Origin of the sequence: Pseudodesulfovibrio portus, from assembly GCF_026000375.1 — a bacterium.
GTDB lineage: Bacteria > Desulfobacterota > Desulfovibrionia > Desulfovibrionales > Desulfovibrionaceae > Pseudodesulfovibrio > Pseudodesulfovibrio portus.
Genome location: NZ_AP026708.1, coordinates 2,036,766 through 2,062,505, shown reverse-complemented (window position 1 = coordinate 2,062,505; position 25,740 = coordinate 2,036,766). Strand labels below are relative to the sequence as shown.

Here is a 25,740-nt window from a genome sequence, read left to right as displayed (position 1 = left end):
TGATCTTTATCAGGGAGATCACATCTTGCATTCACGCACACTTCGGGCCGATGTCCTGCTCTTCGTCACCGCCGCCATCTGGGGGCTTGCCTTCGTGGCCCAACGGGTGGGCATGGACCATGTGGGGCCGCTGACCTTCAACGGCATCCGCTTCGCCCTGGGCGCCCTGGCCCTGGTCCCGCTCATCCTGTCCCTGGAAAAAAAGCGCGGCTTCGTCACCGAAAACGCCGACAAGAAGCGCATGGCAGTGGGCGGCGGGCTGCTCGGCATCGCCCTGTTCGCGGGCGCGTCCCTGCAGCAGATCGGCCTGGCCGGTCCGCAACTGGCCGAACTCGGCCTCGAAGCTTCCACTGCGGGCAAGGCGGGCTTCATCACCGGACTGTACGTGGTCTTCGTGCCCATCTTCGGCCTGGCCCTGGCCCAACGCCCCGGCTGGGGAACCTGGCTGGGCGCGGGCATGGCCGTCATCGGCATGTACCTGCTCTCGGTCACGGCCGACCTGACCATCTCCTTCGGCGACCTGCTCATCCTCATCGGCGCGCTCTTCTGGGCGGGCCACGTCCTGCTCATCGGCAAGCTGTCTCCGGGCATGGACGCGGTGGACGCCATCAAGCTGTCCACCATCCAGTTCGCGGCCTGCGCCGTCCTCTCCCTGATCGGGGCCGTGATCACCGAAGAGATCACCCTGCCCGGCGTCATGGGCGCGGCCCCGGCCATCGCCTACGGCGGCCTCATGTCCGTGGGCGTGGCCTACACCCTGCAGGTCATTGCCCAGCGCGACGCGCAACCCGCCCACGCGGCCATCATCCTGAGCCTCGAAGCCGTCTTCGCCGCCCTCGGCGGCTGGCTCATGCTGGGAGAGGTGCTTTCCGTGCGCGCCCTGATCGGCTGCGGATTGATGCTGACCGGCATGGTTCTGAGCCAGCTCAAACCGTAGAGAGTGCCCCGGCTTTCGATAGCGGCGCATCTGACCCACTCTCGAAAGCCTCACGCCGTTGTTGCCGAGCGCGGAAAGCTCTTCGTTGACGAATGCCCTCTGTTCGGGGCAGTGGACGGCAACCCGTCGATCCGATTAGCTGGATAGGCTCTATTGGAGATGGTTAAAGACCCATCTCAAATCACCCGATCATCGGAACCTCTTCAAATAAACAGCCAAAGCGACTCGGGTGCCAAGGGCACCCGACAGCGGGTCACCGCGCACCGCACCTTACGAAGCAATTCCAACTTCGAAGGTCGTACCCCCATAACGCGATGAGGCTTTCGAGAGTGGTGCAGATGTGCATTTTCTCCGGCGTAGACGCCCCGCAGTCGTAGCCTAGCTACGGCGAGGACGCGGCTCGCCGGAAAAATGTGCAGATGCGCCGCTATCGGAAGCCGGGTCACTTTCCTGGCTGGCCAAGCATGAAGATGCCGAACGTGGCGAACAGGTTGGGCAGGAAGGTGATGACCGTGCCCTTCTCGTCGTGGTGATGCGTGGATATGGCGACCTCCTTGACGATGGGGACGCGCATGTTGGCACAGAAGCGGCGGAAGTCGATGATCGGCACGACCCGGATGTTGGGCGTGTTGTACCACTCGTAAGGCAGCTCCTTGGACATGGGCGCACGCCCGGTGAAGAGCATCTGGAGCCGGTTCCTGTAGTGGGTGAAGTTGGGGAACGAGACCACGCAGAGCCTGCCCACGCGGAGCATCTCGCGGATCAGGGTCTCGGGATCCATGACCTGCATGAGCGCCTGGGACAGGATGACGTAATCAAAGGCGTTGTCCGGGTAGTCCTCGATCTCCTCGTAGATGTCGCCGTGGATCACGGACAACCCCTTGGCAATGGCCTCGCCCGCATGCCCCTCGTCGATCTCGATGCCGGTGCCGCGAATGGACTTGTGCTCGGTCAGGTAGGCGAGCAGCGAGCCGGTGCGGCAGCCGAGGTCGAGCACCTTGGAGCCGGGCTCGATCCAGGAGGCGATGACCTGCAGATCAAAGCGCATGTTCCCCCCCGATGTTGCAGCCTGTGCAGATGCGGTCCAGGAATCCCCGGATCAGGCCGTTGAACCGCTCGTTGGGCAGCAGGAACGCATCGTGCCCCCAGGGGGCCTCGATCTCGCAAAACGAAACGTCCAGCCCGTTCTTCTTCATGCCCTTGACCATGGCCTTGGACTGGTAGGTCGGATAGAGCCAGTCCGAGGTGAAGGAGATGACCAGGTACTTGCAGGACGCCCGGGAAAAGGCGGCCACCAGCGAGCCGTCGCCGTACTGGTTCTCCAGGTTGAAGTAATCGGCGGCCTTGGTCAGGTAGAGAAAGGAGTTGGCGTCGAACCGCTCCACGAACTTGTTGCCCTGGTAACGCAGGTAGGATTCCACCTGGAAGTCGGCCTCGAAATCAAAGGACAGCTCCACCCGGTCCTGAAGGCGGCGGTCGAACTTGTGGCGCATGGACTCGTCGGAAAGATAGGTGATGTGGCCGATCATGCGGGCCACGGCCAGCCCGTGCTCCGGCCTTCCGGTCTCGTAGTAGTCGCCCCGGTTCCAGGTGGGGTCGGCCATGATGGCCTGGCGGGCCACCTCGTTGAAGGCGATGGCCTGGGCCGAATGCTTGGTGGTGGTGGCCAGCGGGATGGCCGCGTGCACCCGGTCGGGATAGCGCACCGACCACTCCAGCACCTGCATGCCGCCCACGGACCCGCCGACCACGGCCAGCAGCGTGTCGATGCCCAGATGGTCCACCAGGCGGCGCTGGCAGCGGACCATGTCGCCGATGGTCACCACCGGGAATTTCGCCCCATACGGCTGGTTGGTCTCCGGGTTGCGGGACACGGGCCCGGTGGAGCCCATGCAGCCGCCGATGACGTTGGAGCAGATGATGAAGAACTTGTCCGTGTCCAGCGGCTTGCCCGGCCCGACCATGAGGTCCCACCAGCCCGGCTTGGGATCGTCCTCGGAATAGTACCCGGCAACGTGCGAATCCCCGGTCAGGGCGTGGCAGATCAGGATGGCGTTGGTCCTGTCGGCATTGAGCGTGCCGCAGGTCTCATAGGCCAGGGTCACCGGGGCCAGGGTGCGCCCGCTGTCCAGGACCAGGCCCTGCCCGGACTCGCCGAAGGTGAACGCCTGCTTCCGGACCAGCCCCACGGACCGGCCGGTGTCGTCGTGGTCAATATACTCGCTCATGCCCGGAAAGGTAAGACACGGCGCAAGGGCGGTCAATAAGAGATAGCCTCCGGCGGCCCCTTCGGGGAGAGCAGGGCGCTGCCCTGGACCCCTATGTCGCCTGCGGCGAGAGGCGCGCCGGGGCGGAGGGGACGCTCGGGATGGGAGGAACGGAATGTCCCGAAGTCTTCGCGTTCAAGGGCAAGCGGAACGCCGCCTTGCCCTTGAACGCGAAGACTTCGGGACAGTGCCCACGCCACAAGCGTCTCCTTTCGTCATCGAAAAATACGTGTGGTGGCGTGTTGGAAAGAGTTTTGAAAAGAGGCTTGCCCGATCTCAACCCCAACCCGCGCGGATGCGCATAAAAAAGTTTAGGAAGGGAGAGGGGTTGGGGGTCCGGGGGAGGCATCCCCCCTAAAACTCGCGGTTCATGACGGTCAGGCAGCGCAGGAAGGCCTCGCGGTCCTCCTCCGGGCAGGCGGAAATGAGTTCTTCGGTCAGGCGGTGGTGGAGGCGGTCGTGTTCCTCGAACAGCTCAGCCCCCTTGGCGGTCAGCTCCACGTTGATGGACCGGCGGTCGGACTCGTGGGGCACGCGGCGCACGCAGCCCCTGTCCTCCAGGCGGTCCACCTGCACGGTCAGGGTGCCGGTGGTCACGCCCATGGCCTCGGCCAGCTCCTTCATGCGCATGGAGCCGTGGATGCCGAGCACCTCCAGAGTGTGCATCTGGGGCAGGGTCATGCCCTTTTCGCGCACCACGTCGTGCTCCCAGGACGACAGTTTTTCAAAGAATTCGACTATGGCGTGGTTGATCTTTCCGATCATGATTCCTCCCCTCTAGAGAGACGTATACAGGGCGTAGCCTGCAAAGCCAATGGTCATCACCCCGGCGATGCGCATGACCAGCGGTTCCACCCATTCCTGGCTCAGGGTGCGCACGAAGCCGGCCGCCTTGTAGATGGCGTAGATCACGCCCGCCAGGGCGATGGCCGTGCCCAGGGCATAGGAGGCGAAGACCATGGTCCCCTTGTACACGGACCCGGAATCCAGGGCATAGCTGTACATGATGGCCAGGGTCGGGCAGGGCACGATCATGTTCAGGAACCCGATGGTAAACAACCCCCAGAAGGTCACGGACCGGGCAGCGGACCTGGGCTGGTCGTGACTGTGGCAGCCGCACCGGCCGCCTTCATGGCCGTGGTCGTCGTGCGCATGGTCGTGATGATCGTGGTCGTGATGGTGATGATCGTGATCATGGTCGTGGTCATGATGATGGTCGTGGTCGTGGCTGTGCAGCAACTCCGGCTTGACGATCAGGGTCAGGCCCAGGGCCAGCAGGATCACGAAGGTGATGACGTCCACGTAGAAATTGAAGGACGGCGGGATGGCCAGGGAGATGGACCCCAGGGTCAGCCCGATGCCCAAACAGGCAAGGGTGGTGCCGAGGATGAAGGCCGCAGTCAGGGAAAAAACGCGCCTGCCCCGCTTCTCACCGTAGACGAACGGGGCCAGCACCAGCCAGGAATGGCCGCACGGGTTCACCCCGTGCACCAGCCCGAGGATGAGGCTGGACTGAAGGGCCACCCAGAAGATCGATTCGAATTCCATTGCGTTCTCAACTTTGTTTGAATGAGGTATTGTTTGAAGTTCAAACTTTCTAATGGCAGCTTAGTTTGATTGTCAAGATAAATTTTCGGACCACTGCGGACGGACGGCGGAAACCCGTCCCGGGTCAGGCCAGCAGGGAGCCGAGGGTATCGATGAAGCCGCGCAGGTCGCCCTCGTCGATGGTCAGGGCCGGGTCGATGCGCAGTACGTCGGAACCGGGACGAAGGGCGCAGATGAACCCGCTGTGCACCAGGCTCTCGTGGAGGGAGGCCGCATCGGCCGGGTCCATGCCCAGCTCCATGGCCGCCATCAGGCCCCGGCCCCGCACGGTGACGGTGCGCGGGGAGGTTTCGGCAATGGCCTGCAGGCCGGAGAGCAGGATATCGGACAGGTCGGCGGCCCGCTCGAGGAGGCGCTTTTCCTCGAACTCGCCGATCACCGCCCGGACTACTGCCGCGCCCAGCGGGTCGTTGAGGTGGGACTGGCCGTAGGGGATGGGCTTGCCGCCGAGACGCGAGACCACGTCCGCATTCAGGGACGAGACCGACACGGGGTAGCCGTTGCCCACGCCCTTGCCCAGGGCCGCGATGTCAGGGCGCACGTCGTAGTGCTGATGGCCGAACCACCTGCCGGTCCTTCCCATGCCAGTGGTCACCTCGTTGACCATGAACAGGCCGCCCTTTTCCTTCAGGGCCCTGTTGATGGACTCGATGAGCCTGGCGGGCGGGAACCGGACGAACCCGGACGAACTGCCCGGCTCGAAAAGAAAGCCGCCGATCTGGTCAAGGGGGATGAACGCCCACCGGGGGCAGTCGGCAGTGCAGGCCTCCCGCCCGCACCCCTCACAGCCGAACCAGTCGAAGACGAACCAGCCGTCCCTGCGACTGGCCGCGTCGCCGTAAGCGCCGAAATAGGAGTCGGCCATGGTCATGATCCCGGCCCCGTCCAGCACGGCCCGCATGGCGCGCACGCCGTATTCCACGGCCTCGCTGCCGGAACAAAGAAAGGCGCACCGCCCGCCTTCGTGGCCGAGCAGCCCCTGCACGGCCCCGGCGGCCTCCTCGACCACGCTTGAGCCGTAGCAGAACCCCACATGGGCCACGGCGTCCAGCTGTTCGGAGATGGCCGCCTTCACGGCCGGGTTCCCGTGGCCCGCCGGAGTGCACCACACCCCGGATTCCAGGTCCACGTAGCGGTTGCCCGCGGCATCGAACAGGGAGCAGTTGTCGGCCCGCACGATTTCGGGCAGGAGCATGGCGTGTCCGGGAAAGGGAAAGGTCTTCATGGCTGTTCCTCGCGGGAGAAGGCGGCATAGCTTTTCAGGCGCTCGATCATTTTCCCGACTCTGTATCGCCGCCGGTCAGTTTCCAGGCGAGCATGCCCCAGGTCAGGTTGCGCACGTCGGTGTAGCCGCCCTTTTGGAGTTGGCGGGCAACGGGCGGTGAGCGGTGGCCGGTCATGCAGACCACGACCACGGGTTTGGTCGGGTCGGGAGAGACTGCGGCCAACTCGGCCAGGGAGACGGGATAGGGCAGATTGACCGCGCCCCGGATATGAAAGAAGTCGTATTCCGCCGGGGTTCGCACGTCGATGACGGTGGGGGGATCATCCCGCCGAAGAGCCTCCCGCAGGGCAAAGGGACTCAGGGGCGGTACGCCGAAGCCCAGCCACCACCCCAGGTCCCACAGGGCCAGGACGGCCAGGAGGACGAGGATGGGGGCGAGGAAGCGCACGGGCTACTCCCCGCCGTCCTTCTCGATCTTCACGGCGATGGCCGAATCCGGCTTGATGTGCACGTCGCGTTGCGGGAACGGGAACTCGATGCCGTTCTCGTGAAAAAGACGCCAGATATTCAGCATGACCTCGCTTCGCACGTTGGTCACGCCTTTGTCCGCGTCCGCGATCCAAATACGCAACTCCAGATCCACAGAGCTGTCGCCGAAACCGACCATACAGGCAAGGGGAGCCGGAGACCGCAGGACACGGGACACGCCCTCGATTGCGGACGGAAGGACCGCCAGAGCCTTCTCCACGTCCGACCCGTAGGATATGCCCACAGGCACCTTGAGGCGGACGTTGGTGTCGGAATACGTCCAGTTGACCACTTCGTTGGACACGAGCTGCTGGTTGGGAATGAGATACTCCGTCCCGTCACGGGTCAGGACCGATGCGTACCGCCCGAACATGCCGCGCACCACGCCGTACACGCTTCCCACCTCAATGGTATCGCCCGGCTTGATGGACCGGTCCATAAGCAGGATGACACCTGCCACGTAATTGGAAATGATGGTCTGAAGGCCGAAGCCTATGCCCACGCCCAACGCACTGGAGAAGATGGCCAGGCTGGTCAGATCAATACCCACGCTGGACATGGCGGCCAGGACCGCGGCGGTGAAAAGCACCACCTTCACAGCTTTGATCATCAGCACCCGAAGCGACGGGGACAAATCCCTGATCCGCTGGATGCGCCTATCCGCGAACTGTCCGGTGATGGCGGCGGCTTGAAGAAACACGGCGGCCAGGGCCAGCCCCTTGACGGCTTCCAGGGCGTTGAAGGAATTGTCGCCGACGGAAAAACTCAAACCGGCCAGGAAATCGGTGATCGGGGAAAGCAGGCCGAACACGTTGAGCGCAGCCACGGCCCAGACCAGGGCGGCCACCCCGCGTGCCAGGGCCCGGTTGGGCATCATGCTCGTCACCAGCCGGATAACGATCCAGGCCACGGCCAGATCGCTGGCCGCATCGATGACGCGGGGCACATACTCCATGACCCGGAAAACTGACGCGCAAATCTGCATGAACAGGATGAACACGGCCACGTTCCCCACGTCCACCAGGGCGCGGAGTAGCGACCGACCCAGGCCGGTCTCGAATTTTTCGTCTACCCGGGCGAACAGCCGCCGCTCCAGGCCGCGCCACAACAGCGCGGTCACCAGGTACGCACCCACAACGCAGGACCACTGGACGGCGGTGTTCCAGGTCAGGACGTTGGCTTTGAGCCAATCGGTCAGGAATGCGATGGCGAAGTCGATCTTTTCTTGCATGATCCCCTCAATACCCGATTCAGCTCCCCACGGCCAGATCGATGACCACGGCTATGAACAGGGCCACGGAGATGACGCCGTTCATGGTGAAAAAGGCAACATTGACCCGGCTCATGTCGTCCGCGCTGACCAGCAGATGCTCGGCCATGAGGATCACGCCCACGGCCAGGGCGGCCACGAAGTACACGCCGCCCAGCCCTGCGGCCCAACCGGCCAGCAGGAAGAACGCGGCCGTGGCCATGTGGCTGACCGTGGAAATGCCGAGCGCCGCCCGGATGCCCAGCCGCGCCGGGATGGAATGCAGCCCGCGCTTGCGGTCGAACTCCGCGTCCTGGCTGGCGTAGAGCAGGTCGAACCCGGCCACCCACATGGTCACGCCGCAGAAGAGCAGGACTGCGGGCAGAGTGAACGTCGGGTCCACGCACAGCCAGCCCGCCACCGGGGCCAGGCCCAGCACCGCGCCGAGCACGAAGTGGCACCATTTGGTGAACCGCTTGCAGAAGGAATAGAAGGCGGAAAGGCCCAAAGCCAGGGGCGACAGCATCAGGCAGAGCGGATTCATCAGCCCGCAGGCAACGATGAAGACCACGGCCGTGCCGATGATGAAGCCCAGGGTGAACCCGGTGGACAGTTCGCCGGTGACCAGCTCGCGTTTCTGCGTGCGCGGGTTTTCCCGGTCGATGTCCAGGTCCGCGTAGCGGTTGAAGGCCATGGCAAAGGAACGGACCGCGACCATGGCCACGGTCAGGGCCAGCAGGTTCCACAGGCCGGGCCAGCCCCCGGCGGCCAGGAAGGCCCCCATATAGGCGAACGGCAGGGCGAAGATCGAGTGCTCGATCTTGATCATCCTGCAGACTGTCTTGAAATTATTGATGAAGCTCACGAAAAACCCACTCAATATTTGTTGATCAACATGGCCCCGACAATGAGGAGCACCACGCCCGCCACCCTGGGCCAGGAGACCTGATGCACGTCATAACCGACCAACCCGAAATGGTCGAGGACCAAGGCGGCCAGGAACTGGCCCGCCAGGAGCCAGGCCATGGAGGACGTGGCCCCGAGCTGTCCGGCCAGGACGATGATGGCAAAGACGAAGAACGCGCCGAGCATGCCGCCCGTCCACGACCACCACGGGGCGCTCGAGACCATGGCCATGGACGGTGCCGACCGCAGGGCGAAACCGTAGATGCCGAGTACCACGGCTCCCACGGCAAAGGACACGAAGGCCGCGAACACGGGGTCGCCGAGGGACTCGCGCAGCCGCAGGTTGACGCCCGCCTGGACCGGCATGGTCATCCCGGCCACGAGCCCGAAGAGTATATAAATCCATTTCATGTCCGCAGGATACCCGGCTTTCTCCCCATCGTCCACGGGTTTGCCCCCCGACATCGCCGAATTGTCTACATGTTGTCACCGCAACGCCACCCTCCCGCATGCGGGAAGGCATAAACAGGAAATCGAACAATCCTTAAAGGGAGGCACTCCATGACTGAACATCAGCTCAAAGAGATAAAGACCCACCTGATCCGGGGACTCGGCTCGATGACCGGACAGGAGCCCGTGGAAATCATGGCCGTGGAAGGCTGCCCGGACGAGACCGACTTCGCGTCCCAGCTCGTCCAGCAGGGCATCAACATCGCCATGCACCGCCGTCAGGTGGCCCGCATGCACGAACTGGAGACCGCGCTCAGGAGGCTGTCCGAGACCGACTACGGCATCTGCGAGGAGTGCGGCGAAGAGATCGGCGTGGCCCGGCTCAAGGCCAACCCCTCGGCCCGGCTCTGCGTGTGCTGCCAGTCCGACCTCGAAGACGGCCTGCTCCACTGCGCCTAACCCCCACCCGGAGACGAAAATGGCTGACTTCAGGTTCAAGGTGGACATGCACGTCCACTCCCGGTTTTCCACCCGCCCCTCGCAGTGGATACTGCAAAAGATCGGCTGCCCCGAAAGCTTCACCGAACCGATCGACCTCTACAACATCGCCCGTGCCCGCGGCATGGACATGGTCACCATCACCGACCACAACACCATCGACGGCGCGCTGGAGATCGCGGACCTGCCGAACACGTTCATCAGCGAAGAGATCACCACCTACTTCCCGGAAGACCGGTGCAAGCTCCACGTCCTGGCCTACCACATCTCCGAGGCGCACCACGAGGAGATACAGCGACACAGGGAGAACGTCTTCGACCTCGTCCCCTACCTCCGGGACCAGGGCATCGCGCATGTCCTGGCCCACCCGCTGTTCGCCGTCAACGACCGCCTGACGCCTGCCCACTTCGAGCAGGCGTTGCTGCTTTTCGACGTGTTCGAGGAAAACGGCACCCGCGACGCCCGCCAGAACCAGACCCTGCGCGACATCCTGACCCGGCTCACGCCCATGGACATCGAGCGGCTGGCCAACACCCACGACATCGAACCGTATGGCGACGCGCCGTGGGAAAAGGGCATGACCGGCGGGTCCGACGACCACAGCTCCCTGAACATCGCGCGCATGCACACCCGGTTCAGGGGCCGCGCCTGCGTGGCCAACGTGCTCACGGGCATCCACGGGCACACCACCAGGCCCGCAGGCTCCCCGGCCACGCCCCGGACCATGGCCCACAACCTGTACGGCATCGCCTACCAGTTCTACCGCTCGCGAACGGGGTCCATGTCCCCCGAGGTGTCCGAACACCTCTGCTTCCGCTTCCTCAAGTCCGCGCTCGCGCCCGGCAGGGAGGAGAAGCCCACGGTCGCCAACTTCTTCCAGCGGCTCATCGGCCGGGGCAAGGCCACCCTGCACCGGGAATACGGCCCCGACGACTCGGTCCAGGACATGCTGCTCAAGGAGGCGTCCGACATCATCGCCCACGACCCCACGCTGATGAAGATCGCGCGAGGACAGGTGGACGACGTCACGACCCTGGAAAAGGAATGGGCGCGCTTCGTGTCCCTGGCCGCCAACCGCGTGCTGTCCCAGTTCGCGGACCGGACCCTCAACTCCGTGCTCGGCGCAAATCTCTTCGACGTGTTCCACTCCATCGGCTCGGCGGGCTCGCTGTACGCCCTGCTCGCGCCCTACTTCGTGGGCTACGACCTCTTCTCCACGGAGCGCAGGTTCTCCCGCGACTGCCTGGCCCGGTTCCGGCACAGGCAAAAGGGGAAATCCGGCGGCGACCTCAAAATCGCCCACTTCACCGACACCTTCGACGAGATCAACGGCGTGGCCCGCACCATCCGCCAGCAGCTCGAAATGGTCGCCCGGCACGGCAAGGACATGACGGTCATCACCTGCGGGGCCTCGGCCGACGTGCCCGGCGCGGTCTCGTTCGAGCCGGTGGGCCGGTTCGCCATCCCGGAGTACCCGGAGATAACCCTGGCCTACCCGCCGTTCCTGGATATGCTGACCCACTGCTTCGAGCAGGAATACGACTGCATCCTCGCGGCCACGCCCGGGCCGGTGGGACTGGCCGCCCTGGCCATCTCCAGGATACTGAAGCTGCCCTTCCACGGCACCTACCACACGGCCTTCCCGGAATACGTGGGTGCCTTCACCGAGGACGCGGCCCTGGAAGAGGGATGCTGGCGGTACATGAGCTGGTTCTACAACCAGATGCAGGTCATCTACGCCCCGTCAGAGGCCACCCGGTTCGAACTGGCCGAGCGGGGCATCGACCCCGGCAAGATCGTCACCTACCCGCGCGGCGTGGACACGGACCGGTTCCACCCGGACAAGCGCAACGGCTTCTACTCCAGATTCGACGTGGGCTCGCGCACCAAGCTCCTGTACGTGGGCCGGGTGTCGCAGGAAAAGGGGCTGGACGTGCTCACCGAGGCCTTTCGCCAGGCCGCGAAGATGCGCGACTCCCTCCAGCTCATCGTGGTCGGCGACGGCCCCTATCTCGCGGAGATGAAACGCAGGTTGCGCAACGCGCCGGTCACCTTCACCGGCGTGCTCAAGGGCGACGACCTGGCCCAGGCATACGCCTCTGCCGACCTCTTCGTGTTCCCGTCGGCCACGGACACCTTCGGCAACGTGGTCCTGGAAGCCCAGGCCTCGGGCCTCCCGGTCATTGTCACCGACAAGGGCGGCCCGGCGGAAAACGTCCTGCCCAACGAGACCGGCCTGATCGTCCCGGCAAACAACCCCGACTCCCTGCTCCGGGCCATCATCCACATGGTCGACACCCCCGAGCGCATCCAATACATGCGCCTCAAGGCCAGGGCGCATGTGGAGACGCGCACCTTCGATTCCACCTTTTTGAAAACGTGGGAAATCTTCGGGAGCCACGTGGCTGCGTAGCCTTCCTCCGAGGGGGAATAGCGGATTAGCCCGGCTATTAGACGAGGACTGCTCCGATTCTTTGTTCCTTCGAGAACGCAGGCTCTTCCTCGCTGCTTAAGCGAAGCGGAAAGCAGCCTTACTCGCAACACCGCGAGGCTTTCGAGAGTGGGTCGAATGTGCATTTTCTCCGGCGAAAATCACCGCAGGCGTAGCCGTCTACGGTGAGGATGGTTTTCACCGGAAAAATGTGCAGGCGGCCCGCTATCGGAAGCCGGGTCCCCCTCTACTCGCTGAGAATGGGGATGATCCGCTCCAGCGCCCAATCGATGTTGTCCTTTGTGATCACCAGCGGCGGGGCGAAGCGGATGATGGTCTCGTGCGTCTCCTTGCACAGCAGCCCGGCGTCCTTGAGCCTCTCGCAGTACTGACGGGCGCCGCCCGCGTCGTCGGAGAATTCCACGGCCAGGAGCAGGCCGCGTCCGCGCACCTCTTTGATCTTGGGGTTGTCTATCTTCTTGAGCCCTTCCTTGAAGTACTCGCCCAGGGTGGCGGCGTTCTCGATGAGCCCGTCCTCCTTGAGCACCTTGAGGGCGGCGCGGGCCACGGCGCAGGCCAGCGGGTTGCCGCCGAAGGTGGAGCCGTGCTCGCCGGGCTTGAGCACGCCCAGGACCTCGGTGTTGGAGAGCACTGCGGAGACCGGGTAGAAGCCGCCGGACAGGGCCTTGCCTATGAGGGTCAGGTCGGCCTCGATGCCTTCGTGTTCCTCGGCCAGCAGCTTGCCCGTGCGGCCCAGGCCGGTCTGGATCTCGTCCAGGATAAGGACCACGTTGTGCTCGTCGCAGATGCGGCGGACGTCCTTGAGGTAGCCCTTGGGCGGGATGACGACCCCGGCCTCGCCCTGGATGGGCTCCACCAGGAAGGCCACGGTATTTTTCGTGATGGCCGCCTCCAGGGCTGCGGCGTCGCCGAAGTCGATGACCTTGAAGCCGGGGGTGAACGGGCCGAACCCGGCGGTGGAGGTGGGGTCGGTGGAAAAGGAGACGATGGTGATGGTCCTGCCGTGGAAGTTGTTGCGGCAGACGATGATCTCGGCCTTGTCCTCGGGCACCCCCTTGACCTGGTACCCCCACTTGCGCACGGCCTTGATGGCGGTCTCCACGGCCTCGGCCCCGGAGTTCATGGGCAGGACCTTGTGGGAGTTGGTCAGCTCGCACAACTCCTTGTACAGCGGCCCGAGCTGGTCGTTGCGAAAGGCGCGGGAGGTCAGGGTGAGCCGCCTGGCCTGCTCGAACATGGCGGCCATGATCTTCGGGTTGCAGTGGCCCTGGTTCACGGCGGAATAGGCGGACAGGCAGTCCATGTATTTCCTGCCGTCCACGTCCCAGACCCATACGCCCTCGCCGCGCTCGATGACCACGTCCAGCGGCTTGTAGTTATGTGCTCCGTACTCGTCTTCCAGCAGGATGAATTGATCCGATTTCATGATTTCCCCGGCAAGGTTTGAGTTGGCCGACGGCGAGTCGGTGATGTGTACTTCCGAATGTACCTGTCGGAATGGGATTCCTCAAGGTTCGACTTGGGAAAATAGCCCTTTATTTGTGGAAAAAAAAACTGCTCTCACCTATTGTGACAAAAACCAAACATCCCGGAACAGACTCATGACCAACCACGGCTCGCGAAAAAACACACCCGCTCCCACCGAAGATTTCCGGTCGGGCCGCGATGCCGATTTCGCCATGAGCCGCGAGTGCTTCACGGGCATGTACACTTCCATCAAGGAAGGCATGGCCTACACGGACCCCGTGGGCACCATCGTCCGCGCCAACCCCGCCTTTTGCGACCTGCTCGGGTACACCGAAAAGGAACTGGTCGGCAGGACCATGTTGAGCATCACTCCCGAAGGTGAGCGCGAGGAAGAAGCGAAAACCATACTCGCATTCATCAACGGAGGCGCCACCTCGGGAGAACTGGAAAAAGAGTTCATACATCACGACGGACACACCGTTCCCGTGCGGGTGAACTTCTGGCTCAACCGCAACGATTCAGGGGAGCCGCTCGGGATGTGGGGGCTGGTCTACGACCTGTCGGGACAGCGCGAGTTCGAGAAGCAGGTCTCCATGACCATGGAACAATACCGGTTCCTGGCCGACAACTCCGAAGACGTGATCTGGGCCCTGAACGGCCGGTTGGAATACATCTACGTCAGCCCTTCCGTGGAACGGCTCAGGGGTTATGTCCCGGAAGAACTCCTTGGCGCCAGCATCGCCGAATCCATGACGCCGGAATCCTTCAGTGCCGTCCAAAAGGCCATAGGGAACACTCAAAACCGATCTTCCACTGACCGCGATATCCTTGCCGACCAGTTGGTCCTGCAGTTCAAGCACAAGGACGGCAGCTCCTTCTGGGCCGAAGTCATGGCCAAGGGTATGCGGGACAAAGAGGGAAACTGGTTGGGCGTGGTCGGCTCCACCCGCGACATCACCGCACGCAAGAAGGTCGAGGAAAAGCTCAAGACCAACGAGGAATACCTCAACGCGCTGGTCAGCGCCACCAACGACTCGGTCGGGCTCTACACGCCGGAGGGCACCATCCTGACCGTCAACGCCAGGCTGGCCAAGACCCTGGATTCGGACCCCGAAGAGGTGGCCGGCCAGTCCGTGTTCGATTTCGTGCCCGGCGAATACGAGGCCCAGGCCCGCGACCTGTTCGCCGAAGCCGTGTCCACGAAGAAACCCGTGAACAGGGAAGTGGTCTGGGCGGGCCGTCTCATGGAGGCGAACATCTATCCCATCGTGGGCGAGGGCGGCTCGGTTTCCGCCCTGGCCTCCTACATGCGGGACGTCACGGACGTGCGCATGGCCGAAAGGGAGCGAAGAAAAACCCAGGAACAATACCGGCTCATCGTGGAAACGGCCAACGAGGGCATCCTCGGCCTGGACGCCAACCAGCGCATCACCTACGCCAACGACATCATCGCCGACCTCTTCGGCTACGACGTCAGCGAAATCATCGGCCGACCCATCACCGATTTCATCGAGCCGAGCGAACTCGAAGAGAACAACAAACGCCTGGCCCAGCGCAAACAGGGGGACAAAGACCGGTACGAACGGCAGTTCGTGCGCAAGGACGGCTCCCATGTCTGGGGACTGGTGTCGGCCTCTCCGCTGATCGGCGACGACGGCAGCTTCCTGGGCGTCTTCGCCATGATCGCCGACATCACCGAGGTCAAACAGGCCCATGAACGGATGCTGACGATCCTCAACGGCATGGACGCCGACATCTACGTCTCGGACCTGGACACCCACGACATCCTGTTCATGAACGACCACATGCGGGACAAATACGGATCTTTCGAACCCGGCGCCAAATGCCACAAGCATCTCCGAAAACTTGACGAGCCGTGCCCGTTCTGCCGGAAGCCCGAACTCCTGGACGAGCATGGACGCCCTGTGGGCACCGTGATGGACGAACGCTATCACGAGGGCGTCAAGCGCTGGCACCTGACCCATGACCGGGCCATCGAGTGGCTGGAAGGCAAGATCGTGCACATGTACCTGGCGGCGGACATCACCGAACTCAAGAACATGGAAGACGAGCTGAAACAGGCCATCATCGAGGCCGAGGCCGCCAACCTGTCCAAGAACGAGTTCCTGGCCAACATGAGCCACGAAATCCGCACCCCTCTCAACGGGCTTCTCGGCATGCTGCAGCTCATGGAGCTGACCAGCCTGGAGCCGTTGCAGCGGGAGTATCTGACCACGGCCCACGAGTCGGGGCGCAATCTGCTCAAGATCCTCAACGACATCCTGGACCTGTCCAAGGTGGAGTCCGGCAAGCTGGAGCTGGAGGAATCCGACTTCGAACTGGGACAGCTGCTCGACTCGGTCCTGTCCGTCTTCCGCCACCAGGCAAAAATGCGCGGCATCTCCATGTCGTGGACCATCGACGAATCCCTGCAACGGTATTTCGTGGCGGACAAGGGGCGGCTCCGGCAGATTCTCTTCAACCTGGTGGGCAACGCCGCCAAGTTCACCCAGTCCGGGTCCATCGCGGTGGAGGCCTACCCCCTTGAATCGGGACGCAGGCCGGACTCCGAACTCATCCTCTTCGTGGTCCAGGACACCGGCATCGGCATCCCGCACGACAAGATCGATTCCGTGTTCGACCCCTTCACCCAGGTGGACGGCTCCCTGACCCGCAAATACCAGGGCACGGGCCTGGGCCTGGGCATCGTGCACCGGCTGGTCCAGCTCATGAACGGCACCATCACCATTTCCTCCAAGGAAGGAGCGGGGACCACCATCGCCTTCACCATACGGGCGAAACCCTTACGGGGAAAAAAGCCCGGAGAGACCACTCCGCTCTACAAGGCGGGGGGAACGAGCCTGCGCATCCTCGTGGCCGAGGACGAGCGGGTCAACCGCGTCGTCATCGACCGCATCCTGACCAAGCTGGGACACGAGACCACCTGCGTGGCAAGCGGCGAGGAGGCCCTGGACATCCTCAAGGGACACTCCTTCGACCTGATCATGACCGACATCCAGATGCCGGGGTTGGACGGCGTGGACACCGCCCTCGCCATCCGGAATCAGCTCGACATCGACACGCCGATCATCGCCCTGACCGCCCACGCCATGAAGAACGACAGGGACCGGTTCCTCAAATCGGGCATGGACGGATACATCGCCAAGCCCTTCGAGCTCAATGAACTGCAGGCCGAGATCGACAGGGTCATGGTCCAGGCGTCCGAAAAAGATATTTCCTAAACTATGAACAGGGCGGGACGCCCTTGTTCGCGGGCATGGGCCGTGCCCACGTGCGCGGGCTGGTCGCCCGCGTCCTCGAGCATGCTCATGGCCTGGTCGAGCTGGCCCGGCTTGACCGCCAGGAGCAGCCCGCCCGAGGTCTGGGCGTCGAACATCAGGTCCAGCCGGATGGGATCGAGGCCGTCGGCCGCCTCGGCGTGGGGCAGGTAGTGGTTGCGGTTGCAGATGGACCCTGCGGGAAGCATGCCCATGGACGCCATGTCCAGGGCTCCCGGCAGCAGCGGCACGTCGTGCATGCGCAATTCGATGCGCACCCCGCTCGCTCCGGCCAGTTCGAGCAGATGCCCGCCCAGGCCGAACCCCGTGATATCCGTGGCCCCGGTCACCCCGAGTTCGCGAATGACCGCTCCGCCCGCCTTGTTCAACCGTCCGCAGGTCCTGAAAATCAGCTCCTCGATCTCTTCAAAGCCCGGCATCTCGCCCTTGACCGCCGTTGCCAGCACGCCCGTGCCGATGGGTTTGGTCAGGATGAGCTCGTCGCCGGGTTCAACGCCCCGGTTGGAGGCGAACCTGCCCGGATCGACCAGGCCGGACACGGACAGCCCGTACTTGATCTCGTCGTCCTCCACGCTGTGCCCGCCGCTGGGGATGGCCCCGGCCTCGGCCACGGCATCCGCGCCGCCGCGCAGGATCTCGGTCAGGACCTCCATGGGCAGCTTCTTGGCCGGAAAGCAGACGATGTTCATGGCCGCCCACGGCTCCCCGCCCATGGCATAGACGTCGGACAGGGCGTTGGCCGCCGCAATGCGCCCGAACCGGTAGGGATCATTGACCATCGGGGTGAAGAAATCCACGGTCTGCACCAGGGCCTTGCCCGCGGGAAAAGACACGATCGCAGCGTCCTCGTTGTCGCCGGGCCCCCCGGCCAGCACGCGGTCGTCAAGCTGGGTCTTCAGCCCCGAAAGTGCGCTCTCCAGGTCCCCTGGAGCGATCTTGGCCGCTCAACCGGCGGCTTTGACCATCTGCGCGAGCTTGTACTCTTTCATGTCTTCTCCTCGGCCTTTCCCACTATCAGAATCCATACGCGCAGGCAAAGGCCATCTCAATATAGCCATGCGGCAGCGCACGAAAAAAGCGGGCCGGAAAACCGGCCCGCTCAAATGTCATTTGCCTTCAGTCACACCTGAAGGCTTGGGAGAGTGGGGCAGCTGTGCATTTTTCGGGTGCCGACCGACCGGAGGCGTAGCAGCGCTACGGTGAGGATCGGACGGTGGCCGAAAAATGTGCAGATGGCCCGCCATCACAAGCCGTCGCTACGCGCCGACGTGCATCTTGAACGCCTCGAGGGTATTGACCATCAACTGGGCGATGGTCATGGGGCCGACGCCGCCCGGGACCGGGGTGATGGCGTGAACCTTGTCCTTGAGCGCATCGAAATCGCAGTCGCCCGCCAGACCCTCGTCCGTGCGGTTGATGCCCACGTCCACGACAACGGCGCCCTCCTTGACCATGTCGGCGGTCACGAAGTTGGGCTGGCCGATGGCGGCGAAGATGTAGTCCGCTTCCAGGCACTCGGCCTTGAGGTCCGCAGTGCGGGAGTGGCACAGGGTGACCGTGGCGTTGGCGCAGGGGCCGCTTTGGGAGAGCATCATGGCCAGGGGCTTGCCCACGATGTTGGACCGGCCGATGACCACTGCCTTCTTGCAGGCCGGGTCCAGGCCGTAGCGCTTGAGCAGGTTGATGACGCCCGCCGGGGTGCACGGCTTGAAGCCGGGCAGGCCGAGGGACATCTTGCCCACGTTGACCGGGTGGAAGCCGTCCACGTCCTTGTCGGGGTCGATGAGATCGAGGATCTTCTGGGAGTCGAGCCCCTTGGGCAGGGGAAGCTGGACCAGGATGCCGTCCACGCTCACGTCGCGGTTCAGTTCCTGGATCAGCCCTTCCAGTTCCAGCTGGCTGGCCGTCTCCAGCCGGTGCGGGATGGACCGGATGCCGCAGTCCTCGCAGGCCCGTTCCTTGTTGCGCACGTAGACCTGGCTGGCCGGGTCCTCGCCCACCAGCACCACGGCCAGGCCGGGCGTGCGCCCGTACTTGGCCTCAAGGCCGACCACCTCTTCCTTGATCTCGGCGCGAATGGTCGCCGCCGTTTCCTTGCCGTCGAGAAGAATCATCTTTGTTGCCTCCGGCTTCCGGGAAGAGGTTCGCAAATAACGGACCCCGCCCCGGACTCACCTTCCAAAACGTTTTGTATAAAACGGTGACGGGCCCTCCGCCCTCAAAAAAAGTGACACACCGTTTTGGGGTGAAACGCATAAAATCCCTTTCATGCCCGCAAGAACACCCTCGCCATTGCCTGTCGCGTTGCCCGCTACCTAAAGAAAAAGGCCGATATATGCAACCCGCATATACCGGCCCGACAATGTTGACTCATTCCCCCGAAAAGCGGCCCCGCCCCCCCAACTGTCGTGCACCCGCGCGAATGCGCATGCAAAAAGTTTGGGAAGGGGGTCCAGGGGGGAACCCTTTTCAAAGGGTTCCCCCCTGGCCGCCGGAGGCACTCTCTATTCGCCGAAGAAGGATTCGCCCAGGACCGGACCGTAGTAGATGCCGTCCTCGTCGAGTTCCTCTTCAATGCGCAGCAGCTGGTTGTACTTTTCCAGCCGGTCGGACCGGCACAGGGAGCCGGTCTTGATCTGGCCCGCGTTGACCGCCACTGCCAGGTCGGCGATGAAGTTGTCGCCGGTCTCGCCGGACCGGTGGGAGACCACGTTGGTGTAGCTGGCGCACTTGGCCAGTTCGATGGTGTCCAGGGTCTCGGACACGGTGCCGATCTGGTTGAGCTTGATCAGGATGGAGTTGCAGATGCCCCGGTCGATGCCTTCGGCCAGGATGTCCGGGTTGGTGACGAACAGGTCGTCGCCCACCAGTTGGATGCGCTCGCCCATCTTGTCGGTCTGGAGGGCCCAGCCGTCCCAGTCGGCCTCGGCCAGCCCGTCCTCGATGGAGATGAGGGGGAACCTGGAGCAGAGGTCGTCGTAGAAGTCGATCAGCTCGGCGGCGGACAGGGTCTTGCCCTCGCCTGCCAGCACGTACTTGCCGTCCTTGTAGAACTCGCTCGCCGCGGCGTCGATGGCGAAACCGATGTCCTTGCCCGGCTCGTAGCCGGCGGCCTCGCAGGCGCGGGTGATGTACTGGAAGGCCTCGGCATGGGACTTGAGGTTCGGGGCGAACCCGCCTTCGTCGCCCACGCTCGTGACGTGGCCGTCCTTGTGCAGGATCTTCTTCAGGTTGTGGAAGATCTCGGCACCCATGCGCAGGGCCTCGGCAAAAGTGTCCGCGCCCACGGGCATGATCATGAATTCCTGGATGTCCAGGTTGTTGGGCGCGTGCTCGCCGCCGTTGATGATGTTCATGAGCGGCACGGGCAGCACCTTGGCGTTGGTGCCGCCGAGGTACTGGTAGAGCGGCAGGCCCAGGAAGCTGGCGGCGGCGCGGGCCGTGGCCATGGACACGCCGAGCAGGGCGTTGGCGCCCAGCCGGTCCTTGTTGTCGGTGCCGTCGAGGTCGATGAGGGCGTTGTCCACGGAGACCTGGCGCAGGGCGTCCATGCCGATGACTGCCCCGGCGATCTCGCCGCGCACGTTCTCCACGGCCTGGAGCACGCCTTTGCCCATGTAGCGGTCTTCCTTGTCGCGCAGTTCCAGGGCCTCGCGGGACCCGGTGGACGCGCCGGACGGCACGGCGGCGCGGCCGATGTCGCCGGACTCCAGCAGGACTTCGCATTCAACGGTGGGGTTGCCGCGGGAATCGAGAATTTCGCGCGCCCATACGCCGGTGATGATACTCATGATCGCATCTCCTTTATAATCAGGTAAAAAATGACGGTTTGAACGCGGGAAGTGTAAACGAATTCCCCGCGATGCTCAATTCTATAAACTAGGTGGCGCGGGAAGCGCAGTTATTATTTGGTTCCGGTCCGTTTCTTCACGATAAAGACGGCAAGAGAACCCATAAGCGAGGCGATGACAAAAGAAAAAAATACGATCGGCCCAACGCCTGTGAACGAATTCAAAACCCCACTCACTGCCGAAAGCGACTCCGGAACAGCGAGTTCGGGATTGATCACCAGGGAATCGGCAATAGCCCTGACTTGTTCGTGAGAACTCTCGCAGCCGGCCTTGTTGTACCCAAGGACCTGGATAAAACCGTTTCGCACATAGTACGCAGTATAGCCGAAAAGGGTAAATCCGTCGCTAATGGGGAGCTCGAAACGCAAAGTGCCGGAGGCCTCATCGAACACATGGCTGAATTCACCATATTGCCCCGCCATAGCCCGGACACTCTCTGCCGCCATCCCAGCCAAACCACCCTTGTCTATGTCTTTTGTCACTATTCTCTGGATGACGACTAGAGGTAATTCGTAAGGCTGGTCAGGGGTGGTGCTGAACCCCATCTGCCATGGGATGCCTTCACCGGAAACATTTTGCGTCATCTCATTAAGCGCGTCCGGGGTCATTTCAGACCAACCGTCTGGCAGGATAAGGGAAAATTCATCAGCCTTATACTGTGACGAGGCCAGCGCCTGCTGAAAGGACAGGGCAAAGACAAGAATAACCGCAAAGAGAAGTTGTTTCATTTGCTTCCTAGCGATTGAAATACGCCATCCACAGCCCTTCCATGACCAGGTCGGGGCGGAGTTCGTCGATGGTCTCGGACACCTGGGCGATGGTCCGGGCAAGGCCGCCGGTGGCCACCACAAAGGGGTTGTCGAGGTGCCGGGACAATTTTTCGACCAGGCCGTCGACCATTGATGCAAAGCCGAATACAAAGCCTTGATTGAGGCACTCATCAGTGGAAGTTCCCCATACGAGGGCGTCGGACTTGACCGTGAGGTCCACTTTGGGGAGCTTTGCCGTGCCCCCGGCCAGTGCGCTTGCCGAGGACAGGACGCCGGGGCAGATGAGGCCGCCCTTGAAGGCCGTGCCCTGGACGCAGGCCAGGGTGGTGGCCGTGCCGAAATCGATGACTATGAGGTTCTCCTCGTCGTAGGTCATGCGGGCGGAAAAGCAGCCGGCCAGGATGTCCGCGCCCACCTGCTCGGGCCGGGCGTACTCGTTTTCCAGGTCCAGGGGCAGGTCGCGGGGGACAAAGACCGCCTCGCAGCCCAGGAAGCGGTCGGCCATGCCTTTGATGAGCGGGTCCAGGGGCGGCACCACCGAAGAGATGACGCACGCCTCGACCTCCTGCGGGTCTACCTCCTCGCGGCGGAGGATGGACGCGATCTTGAGCCCCCAGTCGTCTGCGGTGTTGGCCGGGCGGGTGGGCAGGGTATAGGCCTCTCCCAACCCCTGGTCGTCGGCCAGGCAGAGCTTGGTGTTGGTGTTGCCCGCATCAAAAAGCAGAATCGTGGACATCGTGATCTCCTTACCCGGCGTTTTTCCCCTTTTTTCAAACAAAAGACAAGGCCCGCACCGTGACGATGCGGGCCTGTGATTCATGATTGATCGCGCCTAGAACCGCTCGAAGTCCTCGTCGGGACCGCCCATGTCCAGGTCCATCCCGCCTTCCGGCCCCTCGGGTCCGGCCTCGGGCAACGGCTTGGGGGCGCTCCTTTTCACGGTGGCGACATGCCTGCCCGCTCCGCCGAGCCTGAAGTAGCCGATGGTCTCCTGCAGTTGCGCGGCGTGGCTGGCCAGGGTCTCCGAAGAAGCGGCCACCTCCTCGGATTCGGCGGCGTTCTGCTGGACGACCCGGTCCAGTTCGAGGATGGCGCTCTTGATCTGGCCGGAGCCGGAGGCCTGCTCGTCGCTGGCGACGGAAATCTCCTGGACCAGCTCCGCCGTCCTGGTGATGTCGGGGACCATCTTGTCGAGCATCTTGCCCGCCTCCTCGGCGATATCCACGGATTGGCCGGACAGCCCGCTGATCTCGGCGGCGGCCACCCCGCTGCGCTCGGCCAGCTTGCGCACTTCGGAGGCCACGACGGCGAAACCCTTGCCGTGCTCGCCCGCACGGGCCGCTTCGATGGCCGCGTTCAGGGCCAGCAGGTTGGTCTGCCGGGCGATCTCCTCGACGATGGCGATCTTGTCCGCGATCTGGCGCATGGCCGCCACGGTCCTGACCACGGAATCCCCGCCCTTCTCGGCATCGCCGGCGGCCTGCCGGGCGATCTTCTCGGTCTGCTGGGCGTTGTCCGTGTTCTGTTCGATGTTGGCGGTCATCTCCTCCATGGAGGAAGAGACCTCTTCCACCGCGCTGGCCTGATTGGCCGCGCCGTCCGCCAGGGATTGGGAGGTGTTGGCCAACTCGGCGCTGCCGTTGGTCACGCTCATGGCCGCGGCCTGGACGCCCGCAACGACGTGGCGCAGCCGTTCTCCCATGGAGTTGACCGACTCGCCGAGATCGTCCATCTCGTCGCGGAAACGATTCCTGACCACAGGCAACTGCGGCACGTCCAGGTTGCCGTCGTTGATTTCGGACAGAACGCTCACGGCCTTGCCGATGGCTCCGCTCAACCTCCTGGCGAACCAGAAGAAGACCAGGACGCTGAGCACGAGCATGATCGCGCCGATGGCCATGGTCCACCACTGGATGGATTGCAGGGCGCTGTCGGCGGCCCGCTGGCCCGCCATGAACTCCTCGAGATTGCCCCGGCCGAGGATCACCCAGTCCCAGGGCTTGAAATAGACACCGCTCAGGATGGTCTTCCCGCTTCCCGACGCCCCGCCCAGCAGGGCCTCGACGGTGACGGGCCTGCCGCCCGCACCCTTGGCCTGCTCGATGACGTCCCGGTACACGGGCTTGCCTCCAACGTCTTTTTCATCAAGGACGCTGGTCCCTTCCTTTGCGGCGTCCTTGTGAATCTTGATCACGCCTTCGTTTGCGCCGGAACCGCCCAACACGGACAGATACCCCGTTTCACCGAGCACCACCGACTTGAAGCCCTCGCGCAACTGCTGCACGCCCTCCTGGAGGATGCCCACGTACAGACAGCCGATGACCGCGCCGCTCGCGTCCTTGATGGGGCGGTACTGGGTCAGGTACCAGGCGTTGACCACGTAGGCCGTGCCCCGGAAGGTCTCACCGGATTTGACGGTCCTGGCCACGACGGAAGAGTTGGGGATGAACGTGCCCACGGCGCGCTGCCCGTCCGTCTTGAGGATGTTGGTGGCCACGCGCAACAGGTCGCCCTGCGCGTTCATGGTCTGGAACACGGTACAGGTGGTGCCGGTCAGTTTCATGAGTGCGTCCACCATGGGCGTGGGCGTGCCCGGATCGGCGTTCTGGCCGAACCAGGTGTCGCCGAGAGCCATCTTCGACAGGGCCACGGTGGACTGCTCCTTGGTGATCTGATTGACCGCCGACCAATCCACCGTCTCGTCCATCAGGCGGAACCCGCCGCCGCGCTCCACGATATCGAGCGCCACCTGCATGTCGTTTTCCAACTGCTTGGTCAGGGTGGCGTGCTGGGTCGCCAGCAGGTTCTTGGCGTCCTCAACGGCCAGCTCGACCTCGTGCCGGGCCTGCTTGTCGAAATTTTTCTCCAGCATCAAAGCCAGGTTGGAGCTTTGCCACAACATTATTCCAAGCACACAGAGCGTGGTCAACCCAATCAACAGCACACCGAGAATCGTTAATTTGGCTCCTATCTTCATCAGCGTCACCTCGCGATAAGGCTATTGGAATATCCCCGGACCAGAATGACCGGATCAAAAGAGTAACCGGGACGCCCACTTTCACGCCATTATATTCCGTCAACCATGCAGTGCCTGTTTTGGGCAATGAACGTAGTGTTGTACAGTCTGCCCAATTTACCTATAAGGGCACAGAAGAAACCGTGAAAGATGAAGGAGAAGGAGGAGTCCATGAATCCCGCAGCATTGATACCGGTTGCCGAACCGTTGCCCATCCATTGGGTCTGGTTCGACATCCTGCTCATCGTAACGCTGACCGCCCACCTGTTGTTCATGAACGCGCTGGTCGGTTCGGCCGCCATCGGGCTGATCCAGTCCGTGCGCGGCAAACGGGACGTCCTCAGGCAGGTCGGCATGAAGCTGCCCCCGCTGCTCGCCCTGACCATCAACATGGGCGTGGCCCCGCTCCTCTTCCTCCAGGTCAACTACGGCAACTTCGACTACGTCAGCTCCGTGCTCATGGGCGGCTGGTGGTTCGCCATAGTGGCCGTGCTCCTGGCCTCCTACTACGGTTTCTACTACTGCAAGTTCCAGTACGACAGCACGGCCCCGGGCCTGCGCACGCTGCTCTTCGCCGCCTCGCTGGCAGGCTGCCTCTACGTGGGCTTCATGTTCACCAACAACATGACCCTCATGCTCCACCCCGAATACTGGCCCGAATACTTCACGGCAAAGGGCGGGTTCCTCAACTTCGCCGACGCCACCCTGGTTTCCCGCTACCTGCACGCCATGGTCGGGGCGCTGGCCCTGGGCGGGCTGTTCATCGCCCTGCTCGGCCAGGCGCGCGACAACCGGGAGTTCGTTGATCTCGGCATGACCTGGTTCACCCGGGCCACCCTGGCCAATCTGGCCGTGGGCATCTGGTTCCTGTTCGCCCAGCCTTCGGCCATCCTCAAGGCCTTCATGGGCGGCAACGTCCCGGCCACGGCCACCCTGGTCGCCTCCCTGGCAGCCATGGCCGTCATGCTCCTGGCCGGATTCAAGAAACAACCCAAGCAGGCCGCAGTCTGGGGGACCATCACCATGTTCCTCATGGTCTGCAACCGCCACTGGCTGCGGACCCTGTCCCTTGAGCCGTGGTTCGACATCTCCACCACGCCCGTCACCAACCAGTACGGCTCCTTCTTCCTCTTCCTCGGCTTCCTGGTGGTCGGACTCGCCGCCATCGGCTACATGCTCAAACTCTATTTCACGGCACGCGGGCGGGGGGTGTAACT

General features: G+C 63.3%; 21 protein-coding genes. 5 read left to right on the top strand and 16 right to left on the bottom strand.

Features of this window, described 5'->3' with window-relative positions:
- The first annotated feature begins 25 nt into the window (after positions 1 to 25).
- Positions 26 to 937 (top strand): DMT family transporter, encoded by a 912-nt coding sequence (locus OO730_RS09935; protein ID WP_264981310.1) that lies wholly within the window; start codon positions 26 to 28, stop codon positions 935 to 937.
- 442 nt (positions 938 to 1,379) lie between these two features.
- Here OO730_RS09935 and metW read toward each other — a convergent pair whose 3' ends face one another.
- The 9 genes from metW to OO730_RS09890 form a co-directional block, all read right to left on the bottom strand.
- Complete coding sequence (gene metW / locus OO730_RS09930; protein ID WP_264981309.1) at positions 1,380 to 1,985, bottom strand: methionine biosynthesis protein MetW; 606 nt, start codon at positions 1,983 to 1,985, stop codon at positions 1,380 to 1,382.
- Positions 1,975 to 3,165: a homoserine O-acetyltransferase MetX gene (metX, locus tag OO730_RS09925; RefSeq protein ID WP_264981308.1), complete on the bottom strand. Its 1,191-nt coding sequence runs from the start codon at positions 3,163 to 3,165 to the stop codon at positions 1,975 to 1,977. Before metX ends, metW begins: the two co-directional genes overlap by 11 nt.
- 393 nt (positions 3,166 to 3,558) lie before the next feature.
- A complete protein-coding gene (locus OO730_RS09920) occupies positions 3,559 to 3,969 on the bottom strand; it encodes a MarR family winged helix-turn-helix transcriptional regulator (protein WP_264981307.1) in 411 nt (136 codons plus the stop codon).
- A 12-nt stretch (positions 3,970 to 3,981) separates the two neighbouring features.
- On the bottom strand, positions 3,982 to 4,752 hold the full coding sequence (locus tag OO730_RS09915) for an urease accessory protein UreH domain-containing protein (protein WP_264981306.1): 771 nt from the start codon (positions 4,750 to 4,752) through the stop codon (positions 3,982 to 3,984).
- Between the two features lie 124 nt (positions 4,753 to 4,876).
- Positions 4,877 to 6,037 (bottom strand): aminotransferase class III-fold pyridoxal phosphate-dependent enzyme, encoded by a 1,161-nt coding sequence (locus OO730_RS09910; RefSeq protein WP_264981305.1) that lies wholly within the window; start codon positions 6,035 to 6,037, stop codon positions 4,877 to 4,879.
- A gap of 46 nt (positions 6,038 to 6,083) precedes the next feature.
- Positions 6,084 to 6,485, bottom strand: coding sequence for a rhodanese-like domain-containing protein (locus OO730_RS09905; RefSeq protein ID WP_264981304.1), 402 nt, complete (start codon positions 6,483 to 6,485; stop codon positions 6,084 to 6,086).
- A gap of 3 nt (positions 6,486 to 6,488) precedes the next feature.
- Positions 6,489 to 7,796 (bottom strand): mechanosensitive ion channel family protein, encoded by a 1,308-nt coding sequence (locus OO730_RS09900; protein WP_264981303.1) that lies wholly within the window; start codon positions 7,794 to 7,796, stop codon positions 6,489 to 6,491.
- 19 nt (positions 7,797 to 7,815) lie between these two features.
- Positions 7,816 to 8,679: a UbiA-like polyprenyltransferase gene (locus OO730_RS09895; protein WP_264981302.1), complete on the bottom strand. Its 864-nt coding sequence runs from the start codon at positions 8,677 to 8,679 to the stop codon at positions 7,816 to 7,818.
- Between the two features lie 11 nt (positions 8,680 to 8,690).
- Positions 8,691 to 9,131: a DMT family transporter gene (locus OO730_RS09890; protein WP_264981301.1), complete on the bottom strand. Its 441-nt coding sequence runs from the start codon at positions 9,129 to 9,131 to the stop codon at positions 8,691 to 8,693.
- 150 nt (positions 9,132 to 9,281) lie between these two features.
- Here OO730_RS09890 and OO730_RS09885 point away from each other — a divergent pair, with 150 nt between their 5' ends.
- Both OO730_RS09885 and OO730_RS09880 read left to right on the top strand, forming a co-directional pair.
- Positions 9,282 to 9,629, top strand: coding sequence for a TraR/DksA family transcriptional regulator (locus OO730_RS09885; protein ID WP_264981300.1), 348 nt, complete (start codon positions 9,282 to 9,284; stop codon positions 9,627 to 9,629).
- Between the two features lie 19 nt (positions 9,630 to 9,648).
- Entirely contained in the window at positions 9,649 to 12,081 is a 2,433-nt protein-coding gene (locus OO730_RS09880; protein WP_264981299.1) for a glycosyltransferase, read from the top strand.
- A 265-nt stretch (positions 12,082 to 12,346) separates the two neighbouring features.
- Here OO730_RS09880 and rocD read toward each other — a convergent pair whose 3' ends face one another.
- On the bottom strand, positions 12,347 to 13,546 hold the full coding sequence (gene rocD, locus OO730_RS09875) for an ornithine--oxo-acid transaminase (protein WP_264981298.1): 1,200 nt from the start codon (positions 13,544 to 13,546) through the stop codon (positions 12,347 to 12,349).
- A gap of 175 nt (positions 13,547 to 13,721) precedes the next feature.
- On the opposite strand from rocD, the gene OO730_RS09870 reads away from it, so the two are divergent.
- Positions 13,722 to 16,829: a PAS domain-containing hybrid sensor histidine kinase/response regulator gene (locus OO730_RS09870; RefSeq protein WP_264981297.1), complete on the top strand. Its 3,108-nt coding sequence runs from the start codon at positions 13,722 to 13,724 to the stop codon at positions 16,827 to 16,829.
- Here the strand turns inward: OO730_RS09870 and selD are convergent.
- The 6 genes from selD to OO730_RS09840 form a co-directional block, all read right to left on the bottom strand.
- Positions 16,826 to 17,875 carry a selenide, water dikinase SelD gene (gene selD, locus OO730_RS09865; protein ID WP_264981296.1) on the bottom strand — a complete coding sequence of 350 codons (1,050 nt, stop codon included), beginning with the start codon at positions 17,873 to 17,875 and terminating at the stop codon, positions 16,826 to 16,828. The two genes, OO730_RS09870 and selD, sit on opposite strands and share 4 nt — an antisense overlap.
- Positions 17,876 to 18,142: 267 nt before the next feature.
- Positions 18,143 to 19,000 (bottom strand): bifunctional methylenetetrahydrofolate dehydrogenase/methenyltetrahydrofolate cyclohydrolase FolD, encoded by an 858-nt coding sequence (gene folD / locus OO730_RS09860; RefSeq protein ID WP_264981295.1) that lies wholly within the window; start codon positions 18,998 to 19,000, stop codon positions 18,143 to 18,145.
- A 390-nt stretch (positions 19,001 to 19,390) separates the two neighbouring features.
- Positions 19,391 to 20,677: a phosphopyruvate hydratase gene (eno, locus tag OO730_RS09855; RefSeq protein ID WP_264981294.1), complete on the bottom strand. Its 1,287-nt coding sequence runs from the start codon at positions 20,675 to 20,677 to the stop codon at positions 19,391 to 19,393.
- A 113-nt stretch (positions 20,678 to 20,790) separates the two neighbouring features.
- On the bottom strand, positions 20,791 to 21,465 hold the full coding sequence (locus tag OO730_RS09850; protein WP_264981293.1) for a hypothetical protein: 675 nt from the start codon (positions 21,463 to 21,465) through the stop codon (positions 20,791 to 20,793).
- Between the two features lie 7 nt (positions 21,466 to 21,472).
- Positions 21,473 to 22,243: a type III pantothenate kinase gene (locus OO730_RS09845; RefSeq protein ID WP_264981292.1), complete on the bottom strand. Its 771-nt coding sequence runs from the start codon at positions 22,241 to 22,243 to the stop codon at positions 21,473 to 21,475.
- 96 nt (positions 22,244 to 22,339) lie between these two features.
- Positions 22,340 to 24,484 (bottom strand): methyl-accepting chemotaxis protein, encoded by a 2,145-nt coding sequence (locus tag OO730_RS09840; protein ID WP_407681891.1) that lies wholly within the window; start codon positions 24,482 to 24,484, stop codon positions 22,340 to 22,342.
- Between the two features lie 210 nt (positions 24,485 to 24,694).
- Here OO730_RS09840 and OO730_RS09835 point away from each other — a divergent pair, with 210 nt between their 5' ends.
- Entirely contained in the window at positions 24,695 to 25,738 is a 1,044-nt protein-coding gene (locus OO730_RS09835; RefSeq protein WP_264981290.1) for a hypothetical protein, read from the top strand.
- The last annotated feature ends 2 nt before the right edge of the window (positions 25,739 to 25,740 follow it).